Annotated in this window: 22 protein-coding genes and 2 pseudogenes; 13 read left to right on the top strand and 11 right to left on the bottom strand. The window is 25.5% G+C overall.

Translation table 4 applies throughout. The features are described from left to right. Positions 1-99: 99 nt before the first annotated feature. A pseudogene (locus tag I5Q57_RS02105) lies at positions 100-1,209 on the bottom strand (IS3 family transposase). A gap of 56 nt (positions 1,210-1,265) precedes the next feature. Between I5Q57_RS02105 and I5Q57_RS02100 the strand changes: the two are divergent. Beyond that, on the top strand, positions 1,266-2,147 hold the full coding sequence (locus I5Q57_RS02100) for an IS1/IS1595 family N-terminal zinc-binding domain-containing protein (RefSeq protein ID WP_215826591.1): 882 nt from the start codon (positions 1,266-1,268) through the stop codon (positions 2,145-2,147). A 163-nt stretch (positions 2,148-2,310) separates the two neighbouring features. On the opposite strand, the gene I5Q57_RS02095 is transcribed toward I5Q57_RS02100, so the two are convergent. The 6 genes from I5Q57_RS02095 to I5Q57_RS02070 all read right to left on the bottom strand — a co-directional run bounded on the left by I5Q57_RS02095 (position 2,311) and on the right by I5Q57_RS02070 (position 5,875). Then, complete coding sequence (locus tag I5Q57_RS02095) at positions 2,311-3,213, bottom strand: ParB/RepB/Spo0J family partition protein (protein WP_215826590.1); 903 nt, start codon at positions 3,211-3,213, stop codon at positions 2,311-2,313. Further along, entirely contained in the window at positions 3,185-3,973 is a 789-nt protein-coding gene (locus I5Q57_RS02090; RefSeq protein WP_215826589.1) for a ParA family protein, read from the bottom strand. Before I5Q57_RS02090 ends, I5Q57_RS02095 begins: the two co-directional genes overlap by 29 nt. Positions 3,974-4,153: 180 nt before the next feature. Continuing rightward, the gene (locus tag I5Q57_RS02085; RefSeq protein ID WP_215826588.1) at positions 4,154-4,927 is read right to left on the bottom strand and encodes a transposase; all 774 of its coding nucleotides are present in this window, start codon (positions 4,925-4,927) and stop codon (positions 4,154-4,156) included. Then, positions 4,890-5,099 carry a hypothetical protein gene (locus I5Q57_RS02080; protein ID WP_215826587.1) on the bottom strand — a complete coding sequence of 70 codons (210 nt, stop codon included), beginning with the start codon at positions 5,097-5,099 and terminating at the stop codon, positions 4,890-4,892. The genes I5Q57_RS02085 and I5Q57_RS02080 overlap by 38 nt, the downstream gene beginning before the upstream one ends. Then, positions 5,084-5,296: an IS3 family transposase gene (locus I5Q57_RS09290; protein ID WP_246534712.1), complete on the bottom strand. Its 213-nt coding sequence runs from the start codon at positions 5,294-5,296 to the stop codon at positions 5,084-5,086. Before I5Q57_RS09290 ends, I5Q57_RS02080 begins: the two co-directional genes overlap by 16 nt. A gap of 171 nt (positions 5,297-5,467) precedes the next feature. Then, positions 5,468-5,875, bottom strand: a complete 408-nt coding sequence (locus tag I5Q57_RS02070; RefSeq protein ID WP_215826586.1) for an IS3 family transposase — start codon at positions 5,873-5,875, stop codon at positions 5,468-5,470. A gap of 280 nt (positions 5,876-6,155) precedes the next feature. On the opposite strand from I5Q57_RS02070, the pseudogene I5Q57_RS09285 reads away from it, so the two are divergent. The 12 genes and pseudogenes from I5Q57_RS09285 to I5Q57_RS02015 form a co-directional block, all read left to right on the top strand. Continuing rightward, positions 6,156-6,416 (top strand): annotated as a pseudogene (locus tag I5Q57_RS09285) (IS3 family transposase); the annotation flags it as partial. 568 nt (positions 6,417-6,984) lie between these two features. After that, positions 6,985-7,311: a hypothetical protein gene (locus I5Q57_RS02065; RefSeq protein WP_215826585.1), complete on the top strand. Its 327-nt coding sequence runs from the start codon at positions 6,985-6,987 to the stop codon at positions 7,309-7,311. Positions 7,312-7,313: 2 nt separating this feature from the next. Then, positions 7,314-7,508, top strand: a complete 195-nt coding sequence (locus I5Q57_RS02060; RefSeq protein WP_215826584.1) for a hypothetical protein — start codon at positions 7,314-7,316, stop codon at positions 7,506-7,508. A 191-nt stretch (positions 7,509-7,699) separates the two neighbouring features. After that, positions 7,700-7,930, top strand: coding sequence for a hypothetical protein (locus tag I5Q57_RS02055; RefSeq protein WP_215826583.1), 231 nt, complete (start codon positions 7,700-7,702; stop codon positions 7,928-7,930). A gap of 165 nt (positions 7,931-8,095) precedes the next feature. Next, positions 8,096-8,341: a hypothetical protein gene (locus I5Q57_RS02050; RefSeq protein WP_215826582.1), complete on the top strand. Its 246-nt coding sequence runs from the start codon at positions 8,096-8,098 to the stop codon at positions 8,339-8,341. A 21-nt stretch (positions 8,342-8,362) separates the two neighbouring features. Continuing rightward, positions 8,363-9,346: a hypothetical protein gene (locus I5Q57_RS02045; protein ID WP_215826581.1), complete on the top strand. Its 984-nt coding sequence runs from the start codon at positions 8,363-8,365 to the stop codon at positions 9,344-9,346. 6 nt (positions 9,347-9,352) lie between these two features. Then, positions 9,353-9,637, top strand: coding sequence for a hypothetical protein (locus I5Q57_RS02040; RefSeq protein WP_215826580.1), 285 nt, complete (start codon positions 9,353-9,355; stop codon positions 9,635-9,637). Positions 9,638-9,639: 2 nt separating this feature from the next. Then, positions 9,640-9,888 carry a hypothetical protein gene (locus tag I5Q57_RS02035; RefSeq protein ID WP_215826579.1) on the top strand — a complete coding sequence of 83 codons (249 nt, stop codon included), beginning with the start codon at positions 9,640-9,642 and terminating at the stop codon, positions 9,886-9,888. 22 nt (positions 9,889-9,910) lie between these two features. After that, positions 9,911-10,303, top strand: a complete 393-nt coding sequence (locus tag I5Q57_RS02030) for a hypothetical protein (RefSeq protein ID WP_215826578.1) — start codon at positions 9,911-9,913, stop codon at positions 10,301-10,303. Positions 10,304-10,568: 265 nt separating this feature from the next. Then, complete coding sequence (locus tag I5Q57_RS02025; protein WP_215826577.1) at positions 10,569-10,751, top strand: hypothetical protein; 183 nt, start codon at positions 10,569-10,571, stop codon at positions 10,749-10,751. A gap of 162 nt (positions 10,752-10,913) precedes the next feature. Then, positions 10,914-11,813 carry a hypothetical protein gene (locus tag I5Q57_RS02020; RefSeq protein ID WP_215826576.1) on the top strand — a complete coding sequence of 300 codons (900 nt, stop codon included), beginning with the start codon at positions 10,914-10,916 and terminating at the stop codon, positions 11,811-11,813. A 688-nt stretch (positions 11,814-12,501) separates the two neighbouring features. Then, positions 12,502-13,017, top strand: coding sequence for a hypothetical protein (locus tag I5Q57_RS02015; protein WP_215826575.1), 516 nt, complete (start codon positions 12,502-12,504; stop codon positions 13,015-13,017). Between the two features lie 174 nt (positions 13,018-13,191). Here I5Q57_RS02015 and I5Q57_RS02010 read toward each other — a convergent pair whose 3' ends face one another. From I5Q57_RS02010 to I5Q57_RS01995, 4 genes are all read right to left on the bottom strand, one after another. Beyond that, entirely contained in the window at positions 13,192-13,644 is a 453-nt protein-coding gene (locus tag I5Q57_RS02010) for a hypothetical protein (protein WP_215826574.1), read from the bottom strand. A gap of 153 nt (positions 13,645-13,797) precedes the next feature. After that, positions 13,798-13,971 (bottom strand): hypothetical protein, encoded by a 174-nt coding sequence (locus tag I5Q57_RS02005; protein WP_215826573.1) that lies wholly within the window; start codon positions 13,969-13,971, stop codon positions 13,798-13,800. Between the two features lie 223 nt (positions 13,972-14,194). Next, the gene (locus I5Q57_RS02000) at positions 14,195-14,443 is read right to left on the bottom strand and encodes a PQQ-like beta-propeller repeat protein (RefSeq protein ID WP_215826572.1); all 249 of its coding nucleotides are present in this window, start codon (positions 14,441-14,443) and stop codon (positions 14,195-14,197) included. Beyond that, the gene (locus I5Q57_RS01995) at positions 14,376-14,606 is read right to left on the bottom strand and encodes a hypothetical protein (protein ID WP_215826571.1); all 231 of its coding nucleotides are present in this window, start codon (positions 14,604-14,606) and stop codon (positions 14,376-14,378) included. Before I5Q57_RS01995 ends, I5Q57_RS02000 begins: the two co-directional genes overlap by 68 nt. Between the last annotated feature and the right edge of the window lie 72 nt (positions 14,607-14,678).

The raw sequence follows: 14,678 nt of genomic DNA, 5'->3' as shown, positions 1-14,678 counted from the left end.
TTGATGTATTAAAAGAACGCCTTTAAAGGCGTTCTTTTTTTATTTATCATAATCCAGTTAAAGGATAAATTGGTATGGCAACCCTTTTTTGGACACTTTTTATGTAGACTGTCATTTTCTAAATTCAACAGGCGTTAAATAATTTAAACTGCCATGTATTCTAAGATTATTGTATCAATTAACAAAATCAAATAATTCGCATTTTAATTGTGTTAAATTTTCAAATTTTTTACCCTTGATAAATTCCGTTTTAAAAGTTTTGTAAGTTGTTTCAGCAACAGCATTGTCATAAGGACAACCCTTCGCACTCAATGATCTTTTAATATTAAAGGTTATTAAAATTTCATCAATGATTTTATTTTTGAACTCATTACCACGATCAGTATAAAATAAAGTTATTTTATTTAATGGTCATGTTATTTTATGAAAAGCTTGTTGAACTAGTTCAGCGGTTTTGTTTGGTTCGACACTATAGCCAATTATTTCTCGATTAAACAAGTCAATTAATAAACAAATATAATGTCATTTTCCTTCAACTTGCACATATGTTAAATCACTAACAACAACTTCATTAGGTTTTTTGTTATTAAATTGACGATTTAAAACATTACTAATCTGGTCGTTATTAACCATTGTTTTATGATTACGATATTTTAATTTGGTGTATTTAGAAACCAAATTATTTTTGATCATAAGGAATCTGATTTTTCGACGTGATAAGATAATATCTTTTCTCATTAAAACAGCTTTAATTTTACGAGCACCATAAATTTTACGACTTTTATTAAATGCACTGATAACTTCTTCTTCATAATTATTAACATCATACTTAACACAATTATTAGTTTGATAATAATATGTTGATTCTGCTATTTTTAATATTTGACACATTTTTAGCACGGAATATTTTTCTTTATTATTGTTGATAATTCCTATTTTTTGCCAATTATCGGTGCTGCTTGCTTTAAAATGTCATTTACCATTCGTAATTGTTGGTTTTCTTTTTGCAAGTAAATTAATTCATTTTCTTCGATAGTGCGATTATCTTGCACTTTAAATGACCCAAAATTATTAAAATTTTCAATTCACTGAATATACGGCTGATTTTGAAACTCCGTATTCTTTAATAATTTCAACAATGCTTTTTCCGTTTTGATAAAGCATGACAATTTGTTTTTTAAATTCATTTGAATATGAGTTTTTCCCCATTTTTATCTTCCTACACTTTCTTAATAATTTTATTTTATTTGAAAGTCCAAATAAATATGGTCCAACTTATTGTAACCTATCCAAACTTAAATGAAATTGATCAAAAATTTAGAGCACAAGGTATTAAATGCCCTAAATGCGAATCTTACCATTGCGTTAAAAATGGACATAATTCAGAAGGAAAACAAAAATATTTATGTAAAAATTGCCGTGCAAGTTTTGACGCTTTTCGTAATCATTTTATTTATTGAAGTCATTTAAATTATGAACAATGAAATTTATTGATTCAAATTTTATTGTTGGGGCAATCTAGTAAAACAATTTCTCGTTTTATTAAAACTACATTAAAAACTGCTTGATATAATCGTCAAAAATTAATGAAATCAAAACAATTAGAAAATACCCAATTAAAATTTAAAAAATTATCTGGTAAAATCCAAATCGATGAAACATTTATTAAAGAAATTCATAAAGGAAATTTCAAACATAAAACTGATCCACGAAGAATTCACCTTGACCCATTCGCAACTAATACTAAATGCTATATTCAAATGGCAGTTGATAATAATAACAATATTTATGTTAAATCCACAAACACCAAACGTTTACAAAAACAATGAGTTATTGAAAATATGAACAAAGAATTAATTAACCAAAATTCAATTATTACTTCTGATATGCAAAAATTATATTTTTTAGTAGCAAAACAAACAAATTCTACTTTGTGTGTAACTAAAACAACAATTAATCCTGAAGCTAGTTATCGTAACTTAAATAAAATCAGTAAATTACAATCTAGTCTTAAAGAAGCCTTAATTCATTATCATGGTTTAGGTTTTACTAATATTCAAAATTATTTAAATCTCTGAAAATGAAAATACCAATATAAGGGTTTAACTCCAAACCAACAAACAGCGGTATTATATTTTAATGTATAAAAAATTAAAGTAAAAATATTAATTTTACATAAAAGCCTTTTAAAATTATCAAGTTGATGATTTTTTTTATTTTATCAAGAGTTTTCGACAAAATTAAAACAATTTTTCTATTATTTAGAAAAATTTAAAATCTGATTTATTTTACAGAAAATTATTTAATAATTTAAATAATTTTAAGAACTTCCAAAATGCGATTCAAATCTTTATCATTAGAAAACTTAATGATAATACGATTATCATCAATGACAACCTTAGTTCCTAAAATTATAATCATTTTTTCAGCGACAGGTGCATATTCTCACTTTGACAAAACACCAAATTTTTGTTCATTTTTATCTTTCTTACCAATTTGTAATTGATACGCCCGAACAATATCTTCGACCTTTCTAGATGTTAAATTTTCTTTAAAAATGCGTTCACTTAAACGAGAAACTAATTCCATATCGTCTTGTAAAGCTAATAATGGCTTCACCTGCCCCATCGTTAATTGACCATTTAAAACATAATCTTGGATTTTTTGCGGTAAATTTAAAATTCGCATAATATTAGCAATATGTGACCGTGACTTTCCGACTTGCATTGCCACTTCACCTTGCGTTAAGTTTAATTTATTCATTAAATCACGATATGCTTGTGCCTCTTCAATGGTATTTAAATCAACTCGTTGAATATTTTCAATTAAAGCAATTTCCATCATTTGTTTATCAGATAAATTAATCGTAATTGCTGGAATATGAGTTAATCCGACCTTTTTACAAGCCCGCATTCTTCTTTCTCCCGCAACAACTTCATAACCATTAATTGATTTCTTAACAATAATTGGTTGAATAAGACCATGCTTAACAATTGATTGTCCTAATTGTGTAATCTCAGCATCATCAAAAAAAATTCGTGGTTGATAAGGATTACTACGAATTTCATTTAATGAAATTTCAACCGCATTTTGCTTAATTTCATCATTAGTTTCAATCTCACTAATTAAATCATTAATTTCTTCACCAAAAATCTTATCTAATCCTTTAAACGATAATCTTCTTTTAGTTATTAATTCCTTGTTCTGCGCCATTATTTAGCAATACCTCCTTAACTAGTTCCATATAAGCAATTGCCCCCGATGAATTTTCGGCATAACTAAAAATATCATCCCCATTTGATGGTGCTTCCGATATTTTAATATTTCGCGGAATATAAGTTTTATATACTTTCTCTTTAAAATACTTTTGTGCTTCTTGCATTACTTCATACGATAACTTTGTTCTAGTATCAAACATTGTTAATAAAATACCTTCAATAGTTAAATTTTTATTACTTCTTTGTTGAACAAATCTAATTGAAGTTAACAATTGCGTTAATCCTTCTAAAGCATAATATTCAGCTTGAATCGGAATAATTACCGTATTAGACGCACTTAACGCATTACGATTTAATAATCCTAATGATGGTGGACAATCAATAATAATATAATGATAATTATTAAGAATACCTTTTAACTTATCCAACAAAATATTGTGCTTATCCTTAGATTGTTCTAATAAATGTAAATCAGCACTTGCTAATGATAATGTTGCTGGCGCTAAATCAACATTTTGACAAACATTTTTTTGAATAATTTCACTAAGAGCAATATCATTAACTAAAACATCAAACATACACCTTTCAATTTTACTTTTATCAGCACCAATTCCTGTTGTGCTATTTCCTTGTGGATCTAAATCAATCAGCAAAACTTTTTGCCCATATCTGCCCAAACCAGCAGCAAGATTTATTGATGTTGTCGTTTTGCCAACACCACCTTTTTGATTAGCAATTGCAATTACTTTAGCCATAAATTTTAACTCCCTTTTTTAAGATTCCCAAATATTTTACCTAATTATATTAACATTATAACAAGAGTTTATTAAAAATTATTTTAATTTTGTCGAAAACTCTTGATAAAATAAAAAAAATCATCAACTTGATAATTTTAAAAGGCTTTTATGTAAAATTACTATTTTTACTTTAATTTTTTATACATTAAAATATAATACCGCTGTTTGTTGGTTTGGAGTTAAACCCTTATGTTGGTATTTTCATTTTCAGAGATTTAAATAATTTTGAATATTAGTAAAACCTAAACCATGATAATGAATTAAGTCTTCTTTAAGACTAGATTGTAATTTACTGATTTTATTTAAGTTACGATAACTAGCTTCAGCATTAATTGTTTTTTTAGTTACACATAAAGTAGAATCTGTTTGTTTTGCTACTAAAAAATATAATTTTTGCATATCAGAAGTAATAATTGAATTTTGGTTAATTAATTCTTTGTTCATATTTTCAATAACTCATTGTTTTTGTAAACGTTTGGTGTTTGTGGATTTAACATAAATATTGTTATTATTATCAACTGCCATTTGAATACAGCATTTAGTATTAGTTGCGAATGGGTCAAGGTGAATTCTTCGTGGATCATTTTTATGTTTGAAATTTCCTTTATTAATTTCTTTAATAAATGTTTCATCGATTTGGATTTTACCAGATAATTTTTTAAATTTTAATTGGGTATTTTCTAATTGTTTTGATTTCATTAATTTTTGACGATTATATCAAGCAGTTTTTAATGTAGTTTTAATAAAACGAGAAATTGTTTTACTAGATTGTCCCAGCAATGAAATTTGAATCAATAAATTTCATTGTTCATAATTTAAATAACTTCAATAAATAAAATGATTACGAAAAGCGTCAAAACTTGCGCGGCAATTTTTACATAAATATTTTTTTTCCTTCTGAATTATGTCCATTTTTAACGCAATGGTAAGATTCACATTTAGGGCATTTAATACCTCGTGCTCTAAATTTTTGATCAATTTCATTTAAACGTTTTTGTTTTTTTATTAATTCTGCTTGTTGTTTGACTTTTTCATAAAATGGTATGGCAACCCTTTTTTGGACACTTTTTATGTAGACTGTCATTTTCTAAATTCAACAGGCGTTAAATAATTTAAACTGCCATGTATTCTAAGATTATTGTATCAATTAACAAAATCAAATAATTCGCATTTTAATTGTGTTAAATTTTCAAATTTTTTACCCTTGATAAATCCCGTTTTAAAAGTTTTGTAAGTTGTTTCAGCCACAGCATTGTCATAAGGACAACCCTTCGTACTCAATGATCTTTTAATATTAAAAGTGCTTAAAATTTCATCAATGATTTTATTTTTGAACTCATTACCACGATCAGTATGAAATAAAGTTATTTTATTTAATGGTCGTGTTATTTTATGAAAAGCTTGTTGAACTAGTTCAGCGGTTTTGTTTGGTTCGGCACTATAGCCAATTATTTATCGATTAAACAAGTCAATTAATAAAGAAATATAATGTCATTTTCCTCCAACATGCACATATGTTAAATCACTAATAACAACTTTATTAGGTTTTTTGTTATTAAATTGACGATTTAAAACATTACTAATTAGGTCATTATTAACCATTGTTTTATGATTACGATATTTTAATTTGGTGTATTTAGAAACCAAATTATTTTTGATCATAAGGAATCTGATTTTTCGACGTGATAAGATAATATCTTTTCTCATTAAAACAGATTTAATTTTACGAGCACCATAAATTTTACGACTTTTATTAAATGCACTTATAACTTCTTCTTCATAATTATTAACATCATACTTAACACAATTATTAGTTTGATAATAATATGTTGATTTTGCTATTTTTAATATTTGACACATTTTTAGCACGGAATATTTTTCTTTATTATTGTTAATAATTCCTGTTTTTTGCCAATTATCAGTGTTGTTTGCTTTAAAATGTCATTTTCCATTCGTAATTGTTGGTTTTCTTTTCGCAATTAAATTAATTCATTTTCTTCGACAGCGCGATTATCTTGCACTTTAAATGACCCAAAATTATTAAAATTTTCAATTCACTGAAGTATACGGCTGATTTTGAAATTCCGAATTTGGATAGGTTACAATAAGTTGGACCATATTTATGTGGACTTTCAAATAAAATAAAATTATTGATGAAATTTTAAGCACTTTTAAAATTAAAAGATCATTAAGCAATAAGGGGTGTCTTTATGATAACGCTGTTGCTGAAACAACTTACAAAACCTTTAAAACAGAATTTATTTAGGGTAAAAAATTTGAAAATTTAACATAATTAAAATACGAATTATTTGATTTTGTTAATTGATATAACAACATTCGAATTCACGGCAGCCTAAATTATTTAACGCCTGTTGAATTTAGAAAACAACAGTCTACATAAAAAGTGTCCAAAAAAGGGTTACCATACCAAAAATATAAATTTAAAACAAGACTTGTAAAAAGGACGCATAAAGTTTTGTTAGATGGGAAAAGATTTGAATAAGTATTAAGACAGTCAGCAGTGATTGTCTTTTTATTTTATAAGATGTTAAAATTTGTTTTTTGAAAATTAAATACAAGTGAGTTAATAATGTTGGTATGTATTAAAGCACGATAAATTGTGGGTGGTTGCCATAACCAAAAGAAGTTTACCAGTTAATAGATAACATCCTATTAGCTATAGCAATTTGTTTCGTTTTGCAATAAAAAAATGAATGGGTGGATTTCCTAAAAATATACACGCTATTAAATTAGTTCCAAGGGTAGGGCGCGGATGTTAAAGTGTAGAAATTTCTATATATAGGGGTATGTTAAGTTTAAAATTGTTAAAATCTTTATCTAATAAAAAAACAAAATTTACTAACAAAGCTTGTTAAACACTTAAATCTGCGATATATAAGTGTTTAAAAAACTAAGTTAACTAACTTAGTTAATATAACTTAGTTTATTCATAAGAAAGGTAATTTATTATGAAAAACATTGAAAACATTTTCTTAAATACTAAAAAATATCTTTTAAAAGAAACACAAAACGCAATGCTTATTAAAGCACCAAAAATTCCGTGATTTAATGAACAAATCGGTATTTGGTTTCCAAAGCGATTTGTTTATAAAGGAAAATACGAAAATTCAATTTGCATCGGAATAATAAAAGATAGTAAATATCAAGTAATTTCGATTAATCAAAAAGAAAAAGAAACCAAATTAATTAAGGGACAAGAATTATTAGGTTTTTTCATTGTCGAAAAAGAAAACAACAAAAAAGATACAAATTATAACTATTTTAAAGGAGTTTAAAAATGAATATTGCGATTGGAATAATATTTATTATCATTTGCATAATGCTATTGGCATATTTTGCTTATAAAATTTATGCCAAAATAAAAATTAGAATTAAATATAAAAATGCCATTAAAAATAATACTGGTAATTTTACAAAAGACGAAAAAGTATTTATTGCTCGCTTTGAAGAATGAGTTAAAGCTCCTAATTAAAAAGAAAATAACGAGAATAAAAAATAATGTTTTGAGAAATTATTATGGAATTCTTAAAACTGTTTGTTCCAGTAGAAAAAATGCCTGCACAAGTTGCGTTTATTGCTGGATTAATTATTATCATTACTTTTCTTTTCGCGCTAATTTCAATTATGTATTTACCAATAAAAATGATTTTTGGGAGATAAAAAATGACAATAAACTTAAAAGAATTTGATTGAGAACAAATTAAACAAACTTTCTGAGATTTATTTATTCAAATTACAACTATTCCGGCCCACATTACTGGTGGTAAAGAAATTAAATTAATCGAAGCACCACTTTGACTTTTAATAGCAAACATTTCTTTTTGATTCTTAACAGCGATTATGGTGTGATTTATTCTAATGCTATTTTGGAAAACCATATCAGTATTTAGATAGAGGCAAAAGTAATGTCAAGAAGTTACATTGTGATGCATTCCCAAAGAAATTCAAAATTAATTAGGAAAAAATACAATCGTGTTAAGGTTAACCGTGGTTTTAACAAATTTAAGAAAAACTTTGAATATAAATGATGAATGTTTTAAAGAGAAAGGAGGTGATTATATGATTGGAACTTTCTTGGCCGATGCACCAGCAACAGCAGAAAAAATAACAGCTAGTGATGCGATGACTAAATTATGAAATGCAATTATGACAGCGTTTACTAAAATGTGAGATATTATTGCTGTTAATATGCCACAAGTCGGTAACTTCTTTGCTGACTACTGAATCTTTATTTTTCCATTTATTTTGGCAATATTCTTTATTTGCTTTAAAATGTTTGAAAAATTACTTGGAGCGGCACGCTAAAAAAATAAAGTGAGGTGCAAGATGAAATTTTGTAAATGAATAATAGAAAAAAATAACCATTTTATTGAATTAAATCGCACCTCATTTTTAATTTTATGACATTGAGGAGCAATTTGATACATTTACAACGGTTATTTTAAAAACATTGTGAGCTATTTATTTTTAGCAGGTTGTATTTTAATTTTCCTTTTAAAAATCGGTAATTTAACACAAATTAACAAAGTTATTAATTTCTTAAAAAATTCACCGTTAAATATTGTGATTGGTTCATTAGGAACTGGAAAAACTGCCTTTCTAGTATACGCATCAAAATTACTAAAAAAGAAGAAATATCATATCGCCTCAACCTTTCCATTACTAGAAACCCAAAAATTAAGTTTAGGACATATGGGATTATTAGATTTTGATTATCCGATATTGCCAGACAAAACCTTACTGTTATGAGATGAAAACAACTTATTTTTAGAAGGAACTGATTGAGAAAAAAATAATACCAAAAACGAAGAAACCGGTATTCAAGAATATTTCGCTCTGGCACGGCATTTCGGTCATATTGTGCTGGCTAGCGGTCAAAGAGATAAACATATTTGAGTTAAAGTTCTTGACATTGCCAATAATGTGATTGTGGGAATTCGTAAAAAACCAGTTAATATTTCTCGCCCTTACTTAAAAGTCATTTATGGTACCTTTACGAGCATTGAAGAATATGAACGCTGACGAAACACCTTAATTGATGCTAAAAATAGTAAAAAGGGTCGTCGCATTAAATACCGTGATATTCCTGAACTTGACATCTATTTTTTTAAACTAAAAATCCCTCTACCAATACTTAATACTTATAATTCTTTTTACCTAGCATTTTTAAGAGATTACTTAAATTCAAAAGTAAATCCTGACTATGAAGACAAATACTATAATGACACAGCAATTGATTTAGAAGACTTAGAATACTTAAAAATGGATAAATTTAGCAAATTTTTAAGAAAAATGAAAGAAAAGGAATAATAAAAAATGGAAAATCTTGCAAAAATGGCCGACTTTCTGGCTCAAACGCTTTATAAGGTTTTTGATTTAATTTGAAGTCTTGAAGTACCAGGAAAGAATATTCAATTAATATCTCCTTTATTCTTAACGCTTGCCGTAGAATTTCTTATGGTAATTATTCTTGGATTTGGTAGTCAACAAGTTAATTTAGAAAAACAACGCCAATATGCCGTTAAAAATAAGGGTCGTTTAAGCGCATGAGGAAAAGCTAAAAAACAAATAAAACCAATAAAAACAAAACAAGGTAACTAAAAATGTTTAAATTAATTATTATTTTTATCTTAATAACTGTTCTTGGATTATTAGCTGGTAGTCATTTTGAAACTTTAACAAACTATATTAGCGAAGGGCTTGCCAATTTCCAAAAGTTTATTACTAGCAATTTAACAATTTTAGAACTATTTAAACCAATGGCCCGAACATTTTCTCAACATCCAATCTTTACCATTCTTGGTGTCACTTGTGTACTTATTGCTTTATTTATTGTGATTAAAGGACGATAAAAAATATGAAAGGAGAGTTAAAATGAAAAAACTTTTAGGAAAATTATTTAAAAAAGATAATTCAAAAGAAAAACTGCCATTAAAATTAAAAATTAAAAATTCTTTTAAAAAGCAGTGGTTAAAAATATTATTAAGTATCATTTTCATCTTTATAAGCTTATTAATTTGTGCATTAACAGCAATCGGTACTAAATGAATAACTGGAACAAGTAAAGAATTTAATGATTTTATGAACGAAGAGATGGTTAATTTCTTTGGCAAGTTCAATAGTGGTATTATGCTGGCAGGAATATTTGTTTTTTGATGAGGCGGAACAATATATTTTGCACTTAAATTTGAAAAATTAATCCGCTTTATTATTCAAAAAATTAAAGCAAAAAGAGCCTTGAAAAACGAAATCAAACAAACTAATTAATTCTTTAAAAAAATATTAATGGAGAATTTTGCCTTACATTTTTATGATTATTATCTTTTTCATTCCATTTTTAAAATTGGAAATTAATGATTTGAAATTATTATATGAAAAATTTTAAGCATTAATTTCCCTTATGATACTAGGATATTTAGATATATGCATTACAATAGCTGTAATTATAAATTGTGGTATTAAGTGACTTATTAAAAAAATTAAAGAAAAAAGAACAATGAAAAATAAAATATTTTAAAAAGGAGTGATAAAAATGTTTATGAAAATATTTACCGTGCTAACTATTAGTTTCAATAACATTTTTACTATTCCCCCAAACATTAATAATGATGAAACAACAACACAACTAATTAGAACTAAAAGACAAAATGATAAAATTTATAATTTTGAAATCAAAAACCTTAAAAAAAGTATATTTTCATCTTTTAAGAGATAAAAATAGAGTCGGAGAGATTAACATGTATCAAAAAGACAATATCAATCTAAATAAAAAATTACCAGAATTAAAAAATTTAAACAAACTTATTTTCCTATTTACAAAAGAATTTTACAATAATCAAGATAAACAAGATAAAATTACAAAATTAATAAACTACATATGGGCAAAAAAACAACTGACCCTAACGGCCCTAATATAAAGCCACATGAACTTTGAATAATTAATAAAAAAATAACAATCAAATTACAAAGTACAAAGTTAGAAACTTGAGACAATAGCGATAATACAATAGATTATACATTAAGAAATACAAGTAATTTTGAAATTGAAATTGAAAGAGATAGTACCGACATTGAATTACCAACAGCAACTATTAGCTTTGACGGTAATCATAAATATAACGATGTTATTGATAATCTTGACTATTTAATGATTCATCGTGGTGATTTTGATAAATTTAATTACTCTTATCTCTATTGAACACCAATATTTAATTTTGTTGACACCCTAGAAAAAGGTTATTACAAAGAATTTACGATTAAAAATCATGGTTTTAAAAGCGAAAGATATTTTCATCACAAAATTTCTGCTAGTGAAGATAAAATAAATGAAAATGTTTTAAAAATTAAAGCTTTTAATAAAACTTTAATTGCAGGTAATAATTATTTACAATTATTACACGATGAAAAGGAAATCTGAAAATATGATACTGCAAATGCTAACGACCATTACCTAATTAAGTACCTTTTTGTAACCTTAAATTATCTTAATGTTAAGTTTAGTTTTTTGAGATATGACCCCGATTTACGAAATGACATTTACTTTTATTTTAAAAACAACATTTCTAGTATTAACAATAACGATTACAAAAATGTTTTTGATGAAATCTATGAAATTCTTGGCAATTTCTTTGCTAGTTTATTTTATGCGACTTTTGATATGGACGAAAAAACTTATACCGAAATTGATTTTAAGGGAGTAGATAATTACAACAAAGATTACTTTATTCAAATCGGTTTCTTTTATCGCTCGTTAATTACTTTTTATCCCAAAAAATAATTAATCAATGTTACTGGTAATTCAGAATTATTACTAAGAAGTTATTTTTTTACTTTTGATAAAAAAACACACCAGGATAATTTTAATGCTATTAAAAATAATAACAGTATCTACCAAATTGAATTTAATGTCCTTAAATCTTATGATAACAAACTCATTACTTTACCAACTAACAAGACTGCTAATAGTATTAATTATCTTAACGCCGACATCGACATTCGTTATGGTATTAATATTTTTACCTTAACTTTTCCTTTGTACCATAAAAAAATATCGCTAATTACAATTTTAAAATTTATGACTTTAGTGTCCTGAATTCCACCACCTTTATTCCTGATGGCTCAAACAACAGTGAATGAGACGACTTAATTCCACCAGCAAATTGCAAATATTCAGGGTGATGAATACCTACATTTAACGATATTGGTTGTGCTATTCAAAATGCTGGCATCAAAATGCTAAAATGAATGCTTACAGCTTCACAAATCATTACCATTTTACGCCCGCTCGCCAGCGATTATTGCCAAAGCAATAGTTAACTTTTCAACTGCCATTTTTCCAGTTTTTAAAACAGTGCCAGCCTTTTACTATACCTTTCAATTTTTAATCGGTTTTGCCATTTTTCTAATGATTTTACGAATTTTTGTATAATATATATATATATTGAAAAAATAAAGGAGTTAAAATAATGAAAATTTTAAATACAATAGCTCTTTTCACATTAACAATATTACCAATAGTTAGCTGTTCTAAAAAAGCAAATGAACTAGTAGAGCAAAAAAATGAAGATAACAATAAAAAAGATAAAATTTATAATTTTGAAATCGAAAACTTAGAAAAAGTATATTTTCATCTTTTAATAGATAAAAATAGAGTCGGAGAGATTAACATGTATCAAAAAGACAATATCAATCTAAATAAAAAATTACCAGAATTAAAAAATTTAAACAAACTTATTTTCCTATTTACAAAAGAATTTTACAATAAACAAGATAAAATTACAAAATTAATAACTACATATGGGCAAAAAATAACTGACCCGAATGGCCCTAATATAAAGCCACATGAGCTTTGAATAATTAATAAAAAAATAACAATCAAAGTACAAAGTACAAAGTTAGAAACTTGAGACAATAGCGATAATACAATAGATTATACATTAAGAAATACAAGTAACTTTGAAATTAAAATTGAAAATCCTTAATAATTAAATTTAAAAACTGTTAAAATTTACTACACTAGAAAAGTGGCTTTTTACGATGAAAATACCCTTAAAACAACTAAACAACTTTTTTATTTTTACAAGAAATTTAAACTTGTTGTGCTTGTTTCAATTAAAGTTATTGTTCTAAATAGCTAATATCGTTTTTATAAAACCTTATACTATAGTAGTAACTGTATTTGTTCTTACTGGCCCTTCTCTTTCTGATGAGAAAAATGCTTTCCCATTAAATGTTATGTTATCATTGTTTTTATCTATAGTAATTTCATTGGGTAATAAACCATGATTTTGTAAAATTTGCATTACTTCTGTAATTGATAATATAACTATTTGTTCTCTATTGTTATCATCAATTATTTTGGCAGTAATGTTTCCTGTAATTTTTTGTTTTAAATTTAATATAACTTTAGATGTAATTATTCTTACTGGATAAGTAATTTTTAATTTTTCATTGGGATTAAGTTCAAATTTATCAGTGGGCCCCTTAAAAATACTTAAAATCATTTCTTGTCCTTGTTTATTTGTGTTTGATAAATCAAATTCATTTGATAATACATTAATAATTTCATAATTTTTATTATTTATATTTGTAAAATCTGTTAATTTCATTTCGTCATCAGAATTTATGTTTCAACCATTTAATTTATTTTCTTGTTTTGTTTTAGTTAATCCTGTTGTAATTTGAAATATTAATTTTGATTTTGAGTTATATTCACAAGCAGGTGCATTAAATGATTTTATATTTGGAGTTTTATTGGTAATTTATCTATCAGAACACACATTTTTAGGAACATTAGATCATAAAAATGAATTTTCTTGTTTTGTTATTTCAGTATTTGAAAAATTTAAATTATTAGTATCAATATAATTTGTTTCCTTAAATTTTAAATTAGAATTTTCATCTCGAAATTTAAAAAATAATGCTTTTTTAATCAATTCATTTAAATTAATAATTTTATTTTGCCCATTATCAATTGAATAATGTATTTTTATATTATTATTATTATTTAAATTATTTTTTATTTTTAATATAGCTGAATTTTTTGTCTTGTTAATATAATAATTTCTAATTGTGAAATATCTAAATCTGGATTCAAATAATTTAATTTACTTAAAATTACATTATCAGAATTATTACTAATTCTTCCTAAATTTGAATTTAAATAGTATTAACTTCACTATATTCATAAACATTGCCATCTCCTGAACCAATATATAATTTATTGTTGAAAACTACACCAGAAGATTTAATTTCATTATTTGTGGTGATGGCAACTTTTTGTTGTCCTGTAGCAGGATCATATTCATAAACATTATGATCAAATGAACTAAAAAATACTTTATTGTTGAAAACAATACCAGAAGATCAGATCGGTTTTTCTTGCTTTAATAACAATTTTTGTTGCATTTATTTTATTATCTTCATTATTGCTTCGTTTTTGTCTTTTATAATTTATGTTTTCTAATTTAATTTGTTGTTCTTGTGTTGGATAAGGACTATTGGCAACAATTCCTGCTATTCCACTACTTGCTATTGTTATTGTACTTAATAAACTAAGTAATTTTTTCATTTATTAAATCCTTTTTATGAATTTTTACTAATTAATAAATTTGTTGAACAATTAACATCTTTCCTTAAATTT

The organism is Spiroplasma endosymbiont of 'Nebria riversi', assembly GCF_018831625.1.
Classification (GTDB): Bacteria; Bacillota_I; Bacilli_A; order Mycoplasmatales; family Nriv7; genus Nriv7.
Note: the sequence above shows the minus strand (reverse complement) of the source record. Positions and strands in the feature narration are given on the sequence as shown.